Here is a 16,111-nt window from a genome sequence, read left to right as displayed (position 1 = left end):
GATTGCACAAGCAAAATTCCTGTAAATGATATATATTGTTTATATCGTTGGATAATTTTGGAGCCTGTATGAATAAAACTATTGATGAACAAGTGATCGACAAAACGCCTTCAAGCAAAGCCGCTGTGAATGCTGTGCCAGCCAAGCCTGCCGAAGCGAAAGTCGAGGCTGCACCGGTTGCCAAGCCTGCCGCCGTGAAGCCTGCTGCCGTGAAGCCTGCTGCCGCCAAGCCGGCAGTTGCCAAGCCGGCAGTTGCCAAGCCGGCAGTCGCCAATACCGCTGTGGCCCAACCTGCTGCCGCCAAGCCAGCCGCTGTCAAAGCAGTTGCCGCCAAGCCTGCCGTCGCCAAAGCCGCTGCTGCCAAGCCTGCTGCAACCAAGGCCGCCGCTGTCAAGCCAACCGCCGCAGCTGCCACTAAAGCCACCGCCAAGCCGGTGACCAAAGCTGCCGCCAAGCCAGCAACCGTTAAGCCAGCAGCCGCCAAGGCCGCGCCGAAGGCTGCCGCCAAGCCAGCCAGCAAGCCCGAAGCCAAGGCCGCCGCCAAGCCAGCCGCGAAAGCCGCCGCCAAGGCCGCACCGAAGGGCGCTGCCAAGCCTGCCGTGAAAGCATCGAAGCCAGCAACCAAGCAAGCAACCAAGCCGGCAACTAAGCCGGCAACCAAGCCAGCCGCCAAGACCGCAGCCGTGGAAACCGGCGCCGACAAAACCCGCAAGGACAAGCTGGTGCGCGACAGCTTCACCATGCCCGAGCAAGAGTACGCGGTGCTTGGCCAGGTCAAGAAGACCTGCCTGAAAGCCGGTATCGAGATCAAGAAAAGCGAACTGCTGCGTATCGGCGTGGCGCTGATCAGCCAGATCGATCTGGCCACCCTGAAAAAAGTGCTGGCCAGCCTGCCGCAACTGAAAACCGGCCGTCCAAAGAAGTCCTGATGGAGGAAACACTGATCTGAATACAACAGATCGGCGCATGTCACGGAAATGACATTTTTCTGTCATTTCCTTGAAGTATTCGATGGTTACGCTTGCTTCGTCACCCACACAAAGGATGAAGCATGCAAACCTCGATCTTACAAGCTGCGAACCTCCCGGCGGACGTCCGTCCCGCTTCCGGCAAGCTGGTGCTGAGCATGGCAAGCACGCCGGAAGAGTTGCACGAAGTGCAGCGCCTGCGCTATAAAGTCTTCATCGAAACCATGGGCCTGTCCTCGCTCGAGAGCCCCGATGGCCTCGACAGCGACGAATTCGACGCCTATTGCGACCACCTGATCGTGCGCGATGTCGATACCCTCAAAGTCGTCGGTACTTACCGCCTGCTGAGCGCCACCCGCGCCCGCAAGCTGGGTCGCCTGTATTCCGAAGGCGAGTTCGATCTTGGCCGCCTCAATCACCTGCGCGGCCGCATGGTGGAAGCGGGCCGCGCCTGCATCCATCCCGCTTACCGTGGCGGCAGCGTGATCATGTTGCTGTGGTCCGGCCTGGCCGAGTACATGCGCCGGGAAAATTGCGATTACCTGATCGGCTGCGCCAGCATCAGCCTGGCCGATGGCGGCCATAATGCTGTCGCCGTCTATCAGCAACTGATCGGCAAGCACCTCGCTCCCCTCGAATACCGCGTCACTCCGCACCTGCCTTTCCCGTTCGGCAAGCTGGAAGCGGCGCAAAAGCCTCAAGTGCCAGCGCTGCTCAAGGGCTATATGCGCTCGGGCGCGTGGATTTGCGGCGAACCGGCCTGGGATCCGGATTTCGAAAGCGCCGACCTGTTCCTGATGATGCCGCTGGCGAACCTCGATGCACGTTATGCCCGCCACTACGGCGTGGGCGGCGAGCCGCTGGCAGCGTAACCGCCCCGTCTTTGGCGATACGCCGCCCCTGCCATGTCGGGATGGCGCCTGGCAGGGACCGACCCGGTCCGGTTCTGCGCGGTACAATCGAGCCTTGTACGACTACGCGGGGCGGCAATGAAACTCGACCAGGAAACAGAACGCAGCGGCATCCAGCAGCGCCCGGTGCTGCGCCATCGCGGCATCACGCCCGAGGGCGCCATCGCCACCACCGACCAAGTGGCGGAAGAGCTGCCGGTGGCGCTGGTTTTTAATGGCATCTCGCACGCGGTGATGATGGTCACGCCGCGCGACCTGCAGGCGTTTGCCATGGGCTTTGCGCTGACCGAAGGCCTGGTGGGCAAGGCGTCCGACGTGTTCGATATCGAAGTGCAGGAACACGCGCGCAGCGTGGAGGTGGCGCTGACCATCGCGCAGGAAGACTTCATGCTGCTCAAGCAGCAGCGCCGGTCGATGGCGGGGCGCAGCGGTTGCGGCGTGTGCGGAGTCGAGAGCCTGGAACTGATCGACGTTGCGCCGCCGCGCATCGACGCCGCGCCATTGCACGACGACGTTACGCTGGCGCCGGCCATCGCCCGCGCTGCGGCCGGACTGGGCGCGCACCAGCACCTGATGCGCGCCACCGGCGGTGTCCATGCCGCCGCCTGGTGCGACGCCAGCGGCGCCGTGCTGCGCGTGTGCGAAGACGTGGGCCGCCACAACGCCATGGACAAGCTGATCGGCTACCTGGCGCTCGAGCGCGTGGACATGACCCAAGGCTTTGTATTCATGTCGAGCCGCGCCAGCTATGAGCTGGTACGCAAGGCCGCGCGCCTGAATATTCCGATGCTGGCCACCATTTCGGCGCCCAGCACCCTGGCGATCGACGTCGCGCTGGCAGCCGGCATCAAGCTGGTGAGCTTTTGCCGCAAGGACGATTGCGTCGAATACACTTAACTTTATACCAAGCCGAGATCGCGCCCCCTGGTGCCGAAGATGGTTTCCACCTGACCGCTATTCAAACCGTACATGCGCGCCAGCAGGCCACCGAACATGGCGCGGTATTCGTTGAGCACCGGGTAGTCGCGGTTCTGGAACAGGGTTTTCTGTTCCAGCGCGATCTGCTCGCCGCGCACCGCGTTGCCGCGCACGCCGCCACCGAGCACCCAGTACACCGAGCCGTGCCCGTGATCGGTGCCGCGATTGCCGTTTTCGCGGAAGGTGCGGCCGAATTCGCTGACCACCACCACGACCGTGTCTTTCCATTCCGGCCCCATCTCCTGGGCGAAGCCGGCCAGGCCGCGTCCCAGTTCCTCGAAGCGGTTGGACAGGTAGCCTGCGCCGTTGCCCTGGCCGACGTGGGTGTCCCAGCCGCCCACGTCAACAAAACCGACGTTGTATTTCTCTTTCATCAGCCTGGCGATGCGGCGCGCTTCCAGCTCGAAGCCCTTGGCGGTGATGGCGTTGCGGTTGGCAGCGTCCATTTCGCCTATCATCTGCTTCATCACGTCCTCGCGCACCACGAAACCCTCGCGCACCTGCGACGCCAGCGGACTGCCGTCGTACATGGCGGCGATCATGCGGGCCTGGCGGGCATCGACCTGCGGCTTGCCGAGCGAGCGCAGCGCCATATTGGGCAGCTGCGCCGTGCCCTGCATGATCAGCGGCAGCTGGTCGGTGAACGAAATGGCGCTGGCGCGGTCGGCATTGAGCGTGGTGGCCAGCCGGTTCAAGAAGCCGGAGCGGTAGTTGCGCGTGCCTTGCAGCGGTTGCCCGAGTTCGATGCTGTCCTGGGTTTCGAAGTGGCTGCGCGAGAGGTCCTCGGTGCCGGCAAACGGCACGAACGCCGCTTCGCCGCTGGTAAACAGCGGGTAGATGGTGTCGCGCAGGGCCGGGTGCAAGCCCCAGTCGGCATTGATGGCCAGCGCCGACTTCAAATCGTCGGACGGCTTGGGGATGGCGATGTTGGGCCGCACCTGGTAGTAATATTCGCTCGCGATCGGCACCAGCAGGCTGGTGGCGTCGTAGCCGCCGCGCATGAACACGAACAGCAGGCGGGTTTTGCTGGCCGGTGCGGCCCACAGGTTGCCGGCGGCGGTGGCTGCAAGGGGCAGTGCGGCCAGCGATTTGAGCAGGGTGCGGCGTTCCATGGCGGTCTCCTTGTTCTAACGATGCATCAGTTCCGGTGACGACAGCAGCAGGGTGTTCCATTCCTGCGGCGAGGTTGCCTGTTCCAGTGCCCGGCGCGTGTTCGGCGCCAGGGTTTGCTGCAAGGACTGGTAGTAAAAGGCGCTGGCCAGTTGCGGGAACGCCGCGCGTTCCTGCGGCTGCGGCCCCTCGGTCTTGAACAGTCCCGCGTTGCCCGAGCCGATGGCCTTGGCGATCTCGAACCGGGTGGTCATCTGGCCCGGGCTGGCCCAGCCGGGCTGGGTGAGCGCATAGCCGTCCGGCGTTTGCCGGCCGTACAGCGGCTGCGCCATGCGGTTCAGCCACCCCAGCATGGGTGCGGTGTTGAGCACCACCTTGTCGTCGTAGGTCAGGCGCACGGCCGCGACCACGTAGTGCACCGGGTCCTTGAATTTCTTGCCGAGCGACTCGGCAAACTCGGTCGATGTGAGCATGGTGCGCATGACCGCCGCAATGTCGCCGTCGGACGACTGGAATACCGCAGCCATGCGGGCCACCAGTGCCGGCGGCGGTTCGTCGGCGACGAAATACACGGCCAGCTTGCGGCTGATGAAGCGCGCTGCGGCCGGACTGCGGCACAGGCGGTCGAGCGCCTCGTCCACTTCGGCCAGGCCGCGTCCCTTCACCGGCTGGCCCAGGAACTGCTTGTTGCCGTAGTCGTGGCGGTTGGGATTGAACTCGAACAGGCCGCTGCGCACGTACTGCGACTGCAGTTCCTTTTTTACCTTCGGTGCCGTATCGCCCAGGTTGACCCCGACGCCGGTGAGGATGCGCGCCAGCTCCTGCACGTCGCGCTGGCTGTAGCCGCCGTCCACGCCCAGCGTGTGCAGCTCCATCAGCTCGCGTGCATAGTTTTCGTTGATGCGGTTGGCGGCGTTCTGTTCGTTGTCCAGGTAGCGGATCATGGCCGGATGACGCACGGTGGCGCCCAGCAGGTCGCGGAACTTGCCCAGCGCGTACGGCCGGATCGCGGTTTCTTCGTAGTCGCCCACCAGCGCGCGCAGGTTGTTCTTGCCCGCGTGGACGTTAAAATGGTTCATCCAGAACCACGTCATCTGCTCCTGCAACTGGTTGGGTGAATACAGGTCGCGCAGCAGCGAGCGCGTGGCCGCCTCGCGCGCCAGGTTGTTCATCGCCTGCTGGTAAGCCTTTTGCGCGGCTTTCTTTTCGTCGTCGTCGGCGATCTTGTCGGCGTCCTTGCGCTGTTGCTCCAGGTCCGCCACCAGCTGCGGCAGCGGCTTGCTGGCGATGGTCAAACTGTCGATCTGGGCCTGGGCGGCGGCCGGCAATAATGCCGGGGACGGCCGCAACTGCTGCTCCAGCCACGCATCATAGCCCAGCGCTTGCGCCTGCTGCCAGGTGCCCTGGTTGACGCCCCAGCTGACGCGGTTGACGGCGGCCGGCAATTGCGCGGCCGTGATGCTGGCGGCGCCAGCAGTGCCCGGAGCGCGGTCGCCGGTGGCGGCACAGCCGGCCAGCAGCGTGGTGGCGCCAGCGAAGAGCGTGATGATCAAGGTGCGCATCGTGTTGGTGTTGGTTTGCATGGCGTGTCCCGGAACGCTAATGACGGAAGAGTATGCCAAATTGAAGGCCCTGCTATATTTCTTTTGTGTAGGGTGCAACAAATTGTTACCGGGAGACGGGATGTGTGGGCACTGCCGGGAGATAAAACTGGAGGGGAGAGAGTAATGCAGCTGTCAGCGGGGTTTGGGCTGAAGCATGATCGCATTGGGGGCGCCGGTTACCGCATGCCGGCGCCTGGCATAGCAAGATCAGCGAAGCTGTTCAATGCATTGAGGCGGTCGACAGATCTTTTAATTCACGGATGCTGATATCTGACTTCTCGTGCATCCGCAGCAAAATCGTGGCACCCACTGCCAACTTACGGTGGCGAATTTTGCTGATGATCGGCGGTTGAACTTCCAAAACGCGGCACAATTCTGCATCGTTTTTAAGGTTCATCTTTTCGATCAAAGTATCGAGTAACTTGTTCGGAACAAAACTGGAAGGTTCCAGCGCCCGAGCACGATTCATCGCTTCGATCAGTTCCATCTTTTTTTGCCTTACGTTCATTTTTCGCTCCTCCTTAGCTTAAACGTGAAGAAATGACGTCTTCCCAGCAAGGCTAGCGCTCACACTATTGCTTTGAATGTGGAGCGCTACTCAACATTCTTGTTAACCGTGCAAGTTAGTTCAAATCATACTCCTTTGCGGCCTTGGCTGCAGCGTTTAACAATTGAATTATCTTGTTTATTGCTCAAATGGCTTGACGATTGTTGTTTCTTGTATGCCGCATTTCGATAGTTGTAGGATTTTGTCTGTCATTTCGGCGGCGATGTGCGAATGTGTGACCATGATGGCGCAGGCGCCGGTCGATTTGATCTCGCGGTGGAGCAGTTCCAGGATGCCGTGGGCGGTGTCGGGGTCGAGGTTGCCGGTGGGTTCGTCGGCCAGCACCAAGGCTGGGCGGTGCACCAGCGCCCTGGCAATGGCCACGCGCTGCATCTCGCCGCCGGACAGTTGATGGGGGAAGTCGTCGCCACGCCCGCCCAGGCCCACGGCATCGAGCATCTCGGCCGCGCGCGCCACGGGCAGGCCGTTGAGCAGCAGCGGCAGGGCGACGTTTTGCAGCAAGGTCAGGTGCGGCAGCACGTGGAAGGCCTGGAAAATGAACCCCATGCGCGAACGGCGCAGGCGGGTGGCAGCGTCGTCGTCCAGGCCCGCCATCGGCACGCCGTCGATGATGATGGACGACGTGCTTGCTGGATCGGGCGCATCGAGGCCGGCAATCAGGTTGAGCAGGGTGGACTTGCCCACGCCCGAGTCGCCCATGATGGCCACGAATTCTCCGGCCCGGAAGGTCCACGACAGGTTGGCCAGCACCGGGCGGCCCTGGTACGACTTGGACAGGTTGCGAAGTTCTAACAGGGGCGTGGACATGGGAGCCTAGCGGGTGAGGGCGCGCCGGAGCGCATAGCTGATGGCGTCCACCAGGGCCACCAGTACCAGCATGGCGATGATGACGGTGGCCGCCTGCTGCATCTGGAACAGCGACAGGTGGTATTTGAGCATCTGGCCGAGGCCGCCGGCGCCCACCACGCCCAGGATGGCGGCAGCGCGGATATTGTTTTCCCAGCGGTACAGCGTGTACGACAGCATCTGCGGCAGGGTTTGCGGCAAGGTAGCGTAGAGGAATGCGGCGGCGGCGCTGGCGCCGTTGGTGCGCAGCGTCGCCTCCGGTCCCGGCGGGGCGTTTTCCAGCGAGTCGGCAAACAGCCGGCCCAGCACCCCGGCCGTGTGCGCGGCCAGCGCCAGCGTGCCGCCGAACGGCCCCAGGCCGGCGGCAATCAGCAGGATCGAGGCCCATACCAGTTCGGGAATCGAGCGCAGCACATTGAGCAGGGCGCGCACGGCCGCGCGCGGCGCCTGGCCCAGGCGGCCCGACGCCGGCAGCGCCAGCGCCAGCCCGGCCGCCACCGCCAGCAGCGTGCCCAGAGCCGACATCGACATCGTCTCCAGCGTGGCCCACGCGGTCTTGACCAGGAAGGGCGTGGCGGTTTCCGGCGGCGCGAAGCCGGCCAGCAGTTCGGCGGCGCTGTTGACGGCGTCGAGCGTGAAAAAGTCGCGCCACTTGAGCGGCAGCGACGCGAAGCTGGCCACCACCAGGGCTGCCAACAGCAGCATCACGGCGATGATGGTCCAGTCGCGTGCCGGCGGCTTGGGCATGTGTCGGGTGTCATGCACAGGATTCATCCGAGCCGCCGTCGCAAGATTTTGGAAAACAAATCGGCCAGCGCGACGAGCAGCACGAACACCAGCAGCATCGACGACACCTCGGCCCCGGCCAGCATCTTCATCGATTCGTCCATCCGCTGACCGAGGCCGCCGGCGCCCACGAAGCCCATCACCACCGAGCCGCGAATCGCGCACTCCCAGCGGTACACCGTGTACGACATCAGCTCGGACGCCGATTCCGGCAGCGCGCCGTACAGCAGCGCGGCCAGCCTGCCGCTGCCGTTGGCCAGCAGGGTGTCGGTGCTGTGGGTGTCCGACGATTCGAGGATTTCGGCATACACCTTGCCGAGCATGCCGCAGTAGGTGAGGGCAATGGCCAGCACCCCGGCGGTGGGACCGAAACCGATGATGCGCACGAACAGCAGCGCCCACACCAGTTCCGGCACGCTGCGCAGGACGATCAACAGCCAGCGCACGCCCTGGCGCAGCAGCCGCGCGGGCAGGCGCATGCGGCCGGTGCCCAGCGCCGAGATCGACAGGCGGTCGGTGATGATCAGCGTGGCGGGAATGGCCACCACCAGCGCCAGCGCCAGGCCGGCGGTGGCAATGGCCACGGTTTGCCAGGTCTCGCGCAGCAGCAATTGCAGGAATTCGGCATCGTGCGCGGGCACCAGGAAGTCGGACAGGAAGCGGCCGGTGGCGGACAGGCTTTGCCAATCCCATAAAATCCACGGCTTGAATTCGCTCATCACCAGCATCGGCCACACGATGACCACCGTGAGCAGGCAGGCGACGATGCGCCCGCGCCAGGCCGGGTCGCGGCGCAGCCGCTCTGGTAGCTGATCCGGCAATTGCGCGGACAAGGGGCGGTGCAGCGCGGTCACAGGCAGGCGCCGGCGCCGGGCTTGACCAGCATGGCATCCGCTTCCGGCAGTGCTGCCGGCGCCGGTGCTGGTGCTGAGGGCTCGCCTTGGTACAACTCGGCGATCATCTGTGGCGTGACTTGCGCACGCGGCAGATCGAAGGCGATGCGGCCGGCGCGCAGGGCGACGATGCGCGGAAAATGCGCCAGCGCCAGGTCCACCTGGTGCAGGCTGCATACCAAGGTGGCGTTGCGGGCAGCCGCTTCCTCGCGCAAGGTGGTCAGGGTCAGCTCGGAGAGCACCGGGTCGAGCGCGGACAGCGGCTCGTCCACCAGCAGCGCTTCGGCTGGGGAGAGCAGCAGCCGCGCCAGGCCGCAGCGCTGGCGTTCGCCGCCCGACAGGCGGTCCACGCGCGAATACAGTTTATCGCCGAGGTTGAAGCGCGCCAGCGCCTGCCACGCGCCTTGCGGATCGGCCGGTTTGAACAGCGAAGCCAGTGCGCGCCAGATGCTCCATTGCGGCAAGTGCGCGGCCAGCACCGCCGTCACCACGCGCTGGCGCGGCGGCAGCGGCGGCGTTTGCGGCGCCAGGAACAGGCGCGCACGCAACCGGTGGCGCGCAGCATCGCCGAGCGCCCACGGGTCCTGATCGAACATGGTGAAAGTGCCGCTGGCAGGCTGCTGCGCGCACGCCAGGGTGGCCAGCAAGGTGGTCTTGCCGGCGCCGGATGGGCCGATCAGCGCCAGTTGCTCCCCTTGTTCGATGGTGAGCGAAAGCTCGCGCAGCGCGGGCAGGGGGAGACCTGAACGTGTACCTGAGGATGCGCCGCGATGGCGCACCGTCAGGTGGTGCAAATGGTAGGTCGGCATGCCGGACTAGGATAAAAGCTCTGGATTACTTCTTCAGCAGGCCGGCGTTTTGCGCGGCAGCTTCGATGGCGATGTAATTTTCAGCCTTGGTCGGGATGAACTTCGATGCGCGTTGCAGGTCCATGATCACCTTGTCTTGCGGGTTCTTCGGATCGAGCGCCAGGAAGGCATCGGTCAGCTTTTTCTTGAGATCCGCGTTCATGTCGGTGCGCACGGTCCAGTTGTAGTCGTAGTAGCCGGGGGTGGTGTAGAACACGCGCACCACGCTTGGATCGACCTTCTTCTCGGTCACCAGTTTTTCCCACACCGAGATATTCAAGGCGCCTGCATCGACCTTGCCGCCGGCAACCGCTGCCACGGTGGCATCGTGCGCGCCGGAGAAAGCGATGCGCTTGAGATCGGTGTCGGGATTGATCTTGGCGGCCAGCAGGAACGAACGTGGCATCAGGTGGCCCGAGGTGGACGATTCCGAACCGAAAGTCAGCGTGTGGCCTTTCAGGTCTTCCAGCTTGTTGATGTCTTTCTGGGTGGTGATGAACACCGAACGGAATTTTTCATCTTCGGCACGCTGCACCAGCGGCGTGACCTGGTTCTTGCTGCGCTCTTTCGCTTGCACGAAAGTGAAGCCGCCGAACCACACCATGTCCACTTTCTTGTTGATCAGCGCTTCCACCGAAGCGGCGTAATCGGTCACCGGGGTGAACTCGACCTTCATGCCGATTTTCTTTTCCAGGTAGTCGCCCAGCGGCTTGAACTTGCGCTGCAGTTCGGTCGGTGCTTCATCGGGAATCGCGGACACGCGGAACACGCCGTTGGCCGACTGCGCCTGGGCGAACGCTGCAGAAACCAGCAAGCCGGCGGCCAGCACCGATTTAATCGTGCTCAGGGAGGAAAATTTCATCATGGAAGGCCCTATGGGTGAGTTGGGTGAAACGCCGCACAGTGTTTTTGTGCGTCCCGCCAAATAATGCGTATTCGGCTATGATAACAAAAAGTCGGCTCTTGCCTTGCAGCCTAGTGCAGACCGGCATTACCCCTAAAGGCAGAGCAATCTATGCAGACAACCCGCCCGGAGCATCCCGCGCGCGCCCACGGCAGCGCTGCGGTCATCGCGGAAATTTCCGCCGGCCTGTTGGCCCGCGCCGCCCATACTTCCCCCAAATTCCTGTACGACAGCCTCGGTTCGCGGCTGTTCGAAGCGATTTGCGAGCTGCCCGAGTATTACCCCACCCGCACCGAGGCGGCAATCTTCGAGGCCCATGGCGCCGCCATGGCGCACGACATCGGCACCGGCGTCTCGCTGATCGACCTGGGGGCGGGCAATTGCGCCAAGGCGGCCAGCCTGTTCCCGCTGCTGCAGCCGGCGCAGTACGTGCCGGTCGATATCTCGCGCGACTTCCTTACCGAATCGGTCACGCGCCTGCAACAGCGCTTCCCGCACATCGAGATGACGCCGCTGGGGCTCGACTTTTCCGGCGGCTTCGCGCTGCCCGACAGTGTGCGCTCCAGGCGCCGGTTGTTCTTCTACCCTGGCTCATCGATCGGCAATTTTTCACCGGAACAGGCCATCGCGTTTTTGCACGGCCTGCGCGCCAATGCCGGCGACGATGGTGGCCTGCTGATCGGCGTGGACCTGGTCAAAGACAGCGCAGTACTCGACGCGGCGTATGACGACGCCATCGGCGTCACCGCCGCGTTCAACCTGAACATGCTGCGCCACGTGAACCACCTGGTGGGCGCCGACTTCAATGTGCGCGACTGGCAACACCACGCGTTCTTCAACCCGCACGAGAAGCGCATCGAAATGCATCTGGAAGCGCGCAGTGCCGTCACGGTGCGCTGGCAGAGCCATGAGCGCCACTTCGCCAGCGGCGAGCGCATCCACACCGAAGACAGTTATAAATACACGCGGCAGTCGTTCGTCAGCCTGCTCGAGCAAGCGGGCTTTGCCACCAACCGCGTATGGACCGACGAAAACAACTGGTTTGCCGTGATCTACGCCCGCGTCATCCCCGACTGAGGAAATCCCTGATGGATATGCGCCAGCCGCAAGTAATTTATACGCAACCGAGTGATACGCAACCGAGCGATACGCCACTGGGTGGTACGCAACCGAGCGATTTACCCCTCGATGCGCGCTACAGCGCGGTCCGGGCCCACACGCTGGCGCTGGCCGCGCCGCTCAGCGACGAGGACTGCGGCGCCCAGTCGATGCCCGACGCCAGCCCGGTCAAGTGGCATATGGCGCACACCACGTGGTTTTTCGAGACCTTTATCCTTGAGCGCATGGAGCCGGATTTTGCACCATTCCATCCGGCGTTCCGGGTGCTGTTCAATTCGTATTACAACGGCGTGGGCGACAAACACCCGCGTGCCCAGCGCGGCCTGCTCACCCGGCCCGCCATGGCGCAGGTGCGCGCCTACCGTCACGATGTCGATGCGCGCGTGGCGCGCCTGCTGGCATCCGGACTCGATGCGCAGCAGCGCGCGCAGCTGCACCTGCTGGTCACGCTGGGCCTGCAGCACGAGCAGCAGCACCAGGAACTGATCCTTACCGACGTCAAGCACCTGCTGGCGCAAAGCGCCTTGCTGCCTGCTTACCTCGACGCGCCGCGCCACGCTGAGCCGCCGGCCGCGCCGCTGGCCTGGGTAGATATTGACGGCGGACTGGCCGAAATCGGCCACGCTGGGGAGGGCTTTTGTTTCGATAACGAACTGCCGCGCCACAAGCAATACGTGGCGCCGTTCCAGCTGGCCTCGCGCCTGGTCACCAATGGCGAATACCTGGCTTTTGTTGCCGCCGGCGGCTACTTCAATGCCGCGCTGTGGCTGGCCGAGGGCTGGGACTGGGTGCGCTCGCAGGGTTTGAAGGCACCGTTCTACTGGCGCTGCGACGAGCAGGGCGCATGGACCGAATTCACGCTGCACGGCGAGCAGCCGCTCGATCTTGAACGTCCCGCCACCCACCTGTCACTGTTCGAAGCCGATGCTTATGCGCACTGGACCGGTGCGCGCCTGCCGACCGAGGCCGAGTGGGAAGTTGCAGCCGCGTCGGCGCAGAATTCGCAACTGCAACAGATGTTCGGCCACTGCTGGCAATGGACCAGCAGCAGCTATGCGCCATATCCCGGTTTCCAGGTCGCGCCCGGTGCACTGGGCGAATACAACGGCAAATTCATGTTGAACCAGTACGTGCTGCGCGGCTCGTCGTGCGCCACGCCGGACGGTCACGCGCGCGCTAGCTATCGCAACTTTTTCCCGGCCGGCGCCCGCTGGCAATTCACCGGTTTGCGTCTGGCGCGCCAGGCTTGACCACGTTATCACTCAAATTCACGAGTATTCGCACCAAGAGCGGGGCAACGCTCGATCTTTCGTGCCCGTTCGCTTGCTATTAGCAATCAGGTAAATGATAATTTAATCATCTTTTTAATCGCACCAATCATTTACTTTACTTCTTACCATGCCCATCCACATACGACGATTAACCCCGGCGGACTCTGCTGCCTTCCAGGCGCTGCGTCTTGCTGGCCTGCGCGAAACCCCCAACGCCTTCACCTCCAGCTACGAAGAGGAATGCAACACACCGTTGTCGGTCACGGAAGCCTATTTCGCGTCCGAAGCCGGCCGCAACCGCTTCGGCGCCTTTGACGGCGAGCGCCTGGTCGGTATGGTGGGCGTGGGGCGCGAAGCGCAGATCAAGCTGCGCCACAAGGCTTTCATACGCGGTATGCAGGTTGATATGGCGTATCGCGGCACCGGCGTGGGACGCCAGCTGATGAACCAGGCGATGGAGTGCATTGCTACCATGGAAGGCGTGACCAAGGTCACGCTGGCGGTCACGGTCGGCAATGCTGCCGCGATCCACCTGTACGAGTCGCTGGGCTTCAAGGTGTATGGCCGCGAGCACTGTGCGCTGATCGTCGATGGCGTGCCGTACGACGATATTCTGATGGACAAGAAGTTGACCAACGAAAATGACGAGAGCGATCTGCTCTCGTCAGTGGCATCGTCCGGCTTCGACCAGACGATTTGATCGCTGCCTGATCAGGCAGCGATGGCAGCTTTGGCCTGCGCTGCGTCGATGGCGTTCAACTGGCGGTTCACCGCGCTGAGTACCGCCTTGAACGAAGCCGTCAAAATATTGCTGTCAGTGGCGGCGCCGAACAGGGTCGGACCGTTGGCCAGGCGCAGTTCCACATAGCACGCCGCCTTGGCGTTGGCGCCCGAGCCGATCGAGTGCTCGTGGTAGTCCATCAGCTTGATGTCGAGACCCAGTGCATCGACAAACGCGTCGATCGGACCGTTACCGCCGCCTTTCAGGGCCAGCGCCGCATCGCGGTGGGTGAGGGCGATATCGATCTGTACCGGCTCGTCGCTGGTGGTGTCTTCCACCATCTTGTGGGCGTTGTACGCGTACGGCTGGTTCTGCTCGAAGTATTCGCGGCTGAAGATCTCGTAAATGCCTTCGGCGGTGATTTCCAGGCCGGTCTGGTCGGCCACGGCTTGCACCGCGCGCGAGAACTCGATTTGCAGGCGGCGCGGCAACACCAGGCCGTAATCCTGCTCCAGCAGGTAGGCCATGCCGCCCTTGCCCGACTGGCTGTTGACGCGAATTACGGCGTCGTAGCTGCGACCGAGATCGGCCGGGTCGATTGGCAAGTACGGAATTTCCCACAGCGCGCCATCTTTTTGCTGCGCAAAACCTTTTTTGATCGCATCCTGGTGCGAACCGGAGAAGGCGGTGAACACCAGGTCGCCCACGTAAGGGTGGCGCGGGTGTACCGGCAACTGGTTGCACTCTTCCACGCACTTGCGCACTTCGTCGATGTCGGAGAAATCGAGGCCCGGGTGCACGCCTTGCGTGTACAGGTTGAGTGCCAGCGTGACCAGATCGACGTTGCCGGTGCGCTCGCCGTTACCGAACAGGCAACCCTCGACGCGGTCGGCGCCAGCCATCACGGCCAGTTCGGCCGAAGCCACGGCGGTGCCACGGTCGTTGTGCGGGTGTACGCTGATGATCAGCGAGTCGCGGCGGGCCAGCTTGCGCGACATCCACTCGATCTGGTCGGCGTAGATATTGGGCGTGCTGCACTCGACCGTCGAAGGCAGGTTGATGATCATTTTCTTTTGCGGCGTCGGCTCCCAGATGGCGGTGACGGCGTCGCAGATATGCTTGGAGAAATCGAGTTCGGTGGTGGAGAACGATTCCGGCGTGTACTCGAAACCCCAGTCGGTTTGCGGATGCTGCTTGATCAGTTCCTTGACCAGCTTGGTGCCGGTGGTGGCGATATTGGTGATTTCTTCACGCGACATGCCGAACACCACTTTACGGAACACCGGCGCCACCGAGTTGTACAGGTGGATGATGGCGCGCTTGGCGCCTGCAGCCGATTCCACGGTGCGACGGATCAGTTCATCGCGCGACTGGGTCAGCACGATGATGGTGACGTCGTCGGGAATGCGGTTTTCATCGACCAGGCGGCGCACGAAGTCGAAATCGGTTTGCGAGGCGGACGGGAAGCCCACTTCGATTTCCTTGAGGCCCACCTTGATCAGCAGGTCGAAGAAGCGCAGCTTTTTCTCGATGCTCATCGGCTCGATCAGCGCCTGGTTGCCGTCGCGCAGGTCGGTGCTCATCCAGATCGGCGGCTTGCTGATCACGTTATTGGGCCATTGACGATCCGACAACTGGATGGCGGGGAAGGCGCGATATTTCGCTGCTGGGTTCTGCAACATCATGGGGTGCTCCTGGGTCTCAAATTTTGGAAAGTGCTGTGCCGGCGGATAGCTGGCGCGGTGTGGCGGGCGGCTGCCGGGCGGCCACGGAACGCTAGGCCAGGCAACCGATCGGTAGCTTTAGCAGTAGCTTAGCGAAAAAATCGCCAGTGCGGGATGGAGCATGGGTAGCCGTGGTCAACATCGGTGCAAACTTTCCTGGATTTGGGGAGACTGTGTGGCTTATGGCCGACACGGGTACAGCTGAACGCTAATTAAGCGTGTGCAGGTAGGCGCGCTGCCAGCGATAGGGCGCTAGCCAACGGCAACAGGAAAGCGGATAGGTGCAGATGCGAAGTCATGCCCTAAATGTACGAGATTGCAAGCCCCGCTGTCAAGGATTTGTTAAGTCGATTCAAACGAGAAGCCGGGCGGATACTGGTGGAAGCCGTCGAAATCGGCTTTGCCGATCGGCACCCCGGCCTGGCGCGCGATGGCGTACACCATCGCGTAATGGAAAAAGAAGTTGGGCACCGCGTACAGCAGAAAATACTCGTCACCGTCGAGCGCCACGCCCGCGAACCCGGCCGTTGTATTCACGGCCGGCGCCGGCGCCAGAAAATCCGCGTCCGGAATCGCCGCCAGGTACGCCAAGGTGGCATCGAGCTGCGCGTGCACGCTGGCAAAGCTGTCGTGCCCGCTGGCGAACGAGACGATTTCGCGTCCAGCCAGCGGGCACGTGGCGCGCAAGGTAAAACCGATCGCGGTGCGGGCCTGTTGCAGCAGGGGAAACATAGTGGGATGCAGCCTGGCCTCGCCGATACCAGTATCGAAGTGCTCGACCAACAGCAGCATCTGCTTCAACTGCGCCAGGTAGTGCAAAAACAATTTGGCAGGCACCATCACCGCTCCACGATAATTTT

The 16,111-nt window shown here is 63.0% G+C and carries 16 protein-coding genes; 6 read left to right on the top strand and 10 right to left on the bottom strand.

Annotated features, from left to right (window positions below; translation table 11 throughout):
- The first annotated feature begins 68 nt into the window (after positions 1-68).
- The 3 genes from F8197_RS29070 to fdhD all read left to right on the top strand — a co-directional run bounded on the left by F8197_RS29070 (position 69) and on the right by fdhD (position 2,776).
- Entirely contained in the window at positions 69-929 is an 861-nt protein-coding gene (locus tag F8197_RS29070) for a hypothetical protein (RefSeq protein ID WP_229214483.1), read from the top strand.
- 122 nt (positions 930-1,051) lie between these two features.
- Positions 1,052-1,840 (top strand): GNAT family N-acetyltransferase, encoded by a 789-nt coding sequence (locus tag F8197_RS07445; RefSeq protein ID WP_019922072.1) that lies wholly within the window; start codon positions 1,052-1,054, stop codon positions 1,838-1,840.
- A 117-nt stretch (positions 1,841-1,957) separates the two neighbouring features.
- Positions 1,958-2,776, top strand: a complete 819-nt coding sequence (gene fdhD, locus F8197_RS07440; protein ID WP_152881373.1) for a formate dehydrogenase accessory sulfurtransferase FdhD — start codon at positions 1,958-1,960, stop codon at positions 2,774-2,776.
- Positions 2,777-2,778: 2 nt separating this feature from the next.
- On the opposite strand, the gene F8197_RS07435 is transcribed toward fdhD, so the two are convergent.
- The 8 genes from F8197_RS07435 to F8197_RS07400 form a co-directional block, all read right to left on the bottom strand.
- Positions 2,779-3,969 (bottom strand): DUF1501 domain-containing protein, encoded by a 1,191-nt coding sequence (locus F8197_RS07435; RefSeq protein WP_152881372.1) that lies wholly within the window; start codon positions 3,967-3,969, stop codon positions 2,779-2,781.
- Between the two features lie 15 nt (positions 3,970-3,984).
- Positions 3,985-5,550, bottom strand: coding sequence for a DUF1800 domain-containing protein (locus F8197_RS07430; RefSeq protein WP_152881371.1), 1,566 nt, complete (start codon positions 5,548-5,550; stop codon positions 3,985-3,987).
- A 241-nt stretch (positions 5,551-5,791) separates the two neighbouring features.
- Positions 5,792-6,079, bottom strand: coding sequence for a hypothetical protein (locus F8197_RS07425; RefSeq protein ID WP_019922076.1), 288 nt, complete (start codon positions 6,077-6,079; stop codon positions 5,792-5,794).
- Positions 6,080-6,256: 177 nt separating this feature from the next.
- Positions 6,257-6,946, bottom strand: a complete 690-nt coding sequence (locus tag F8197_RS07420) for an ABC transporter ATP-binding protein (RefSeq protein WP_227012148.1) — start codon at positions 6,944-6,946, stop codon at positions 6,257-6,259.
- Positions 6,947-6,952: 6 nt separating this feature from the next.
- The gene (phnE, locus tag F8197_RS07415) at positions 6,953-7,759 is read right to left on the bottom strand and encodes a phosphonate ABC transporter, permease protein PhnE (protein WP_152881370.1); all 807 of its coding nucleotides are present in this window, start codon (positions 7,757-7,759) and stop codon (positions 6,953-6,955) included.
- Positions 7,756-8,616: an ABC transporter permease gene (locus tag F8197_RS07410; protein ID WP_227012201.1), complete on the bottom strand. Its 861-nt coding sequence runs from the start codon at positions 8,614-8,616 to the stop codon at positions 7,756-7,758. The genes phnE and F8197_RS07410 overlap by 4 nt, the downstream gene beginning before the upstream one ends.
- A 5-nt stretch (positions 8,617-8,621) precedes the next feature.
- Positions 8,622-9,473, bottom strand: coding sequence for a phosphonate ABC transporter ATP-binding protein (locus F8197_RS07405; protein ID WP_152881369.1), 852 nt, complete (start codon positions 9,471-9,473; stop codon positions 8,622-8,624).
- 25 nt (positions 9,474-9,498) lie between these two features.
- Entirely contained in the window at positions 9,499-10,377 is an 879-nt protein-coding gene (locus F8197_RS07400) for a putative selenate ABC transporter substrate-binding protein (protein WP_227012147.1), read from the bottom strand.
- Positions 10,378-10,527: 150 nt separating this feature from the next.
- On the opposite strand from F8197_RS07400, the gene egtD reads away from it, so the two are divergent.
- The 3 genes from egtD to F8197_RS07385 all read left to right on the top strand — a co-directional run bounded on the left by egtD (position 10,528) and on the right by F8197_RS07385 (position 13,506).
- Positions 10,528-11,493: an L-histidine N(alpha)-methyltransferase gene (egtD, locus tag F8197_RS07395; protein ID WP_152881368.1), complete on the top strand. Its 966-nt coding sequence runs from the start codon at positions 10,528-10,530 to the stop codon at positions 11,491-11,493.
- 17 nt (positions 11,494-11,510) lie between these two features.
- On the top strand, positions 11,511-12,785 hold the full coding sequence (egtB, locus tag F8197_RS07390) for an ergothioneine biosynthesis protein EgtB (RefSeq protein WP_373996849.1): 1,275 nt from the start codon (positions 11,511-11,513) through the stop codon (positions 12,783-12,785).
- Between the two features lie 148 nt (positions 12,786-12,933).
- The gene (locus F8197_RS07385; RefSeq protein ID WP_084669976.1) at positions 12,934-13,506 is read left to right on the top strand and encodes a GNAT family N-acetyltransferase; all 573 of its coding nucleotides are present in this window, start codon (positions 12,934-12,936) and stop codon (positions 13,504-13,506) included.
- An 11-nt stretch (positions 13,507-13,517) separates the two neighbouring features.
- Here F8197_RS07385 and leuA read toward each other — a convergent pair whose 3' ends face one another.
- The gene (gene leuA / locus F8197_RS07380; protein WP_152881366.1) at positions 13,518-15,212 is read right to left on the bottom strand and encodes a 2-isopropylmalate synthase; all 1,695 of its coding nucleotides are present in this window, start codon (positions 15,210-15,212) and stop codon (positions 13,518-13,520) included.
- Between the two features lie 381 nt (positions 15,213-15,593).
- Positions 15,594-16,091, bottom strand: a complete 498-nt coding sequence (locus F8197_RS07375; protein ID WP_152881365.1) for a DUF1993 family protein — start codon at positions 16,089-16,091, stop codon at positions 15,594-15,596.
- Positions 16,092-16,111 lie beyond the last annotated feature (20 nt).

The sequence above is a fragment of the Duganella sp. FT27W genome (assembly GCF_009295655.1).
Taxonomy (GTDB): domain Bacteria; phylum Pseudomonadota; class Gammaproteobacteria; order Burkholderiales; family Burkholderiaceae_D; genus Rugamonas; species Rugamonas zoogloeoides.
Note: the sequence above shows the minus strand (reverse complement) of the source record. Positions and strands in the feature narration are given on the sequence as shown.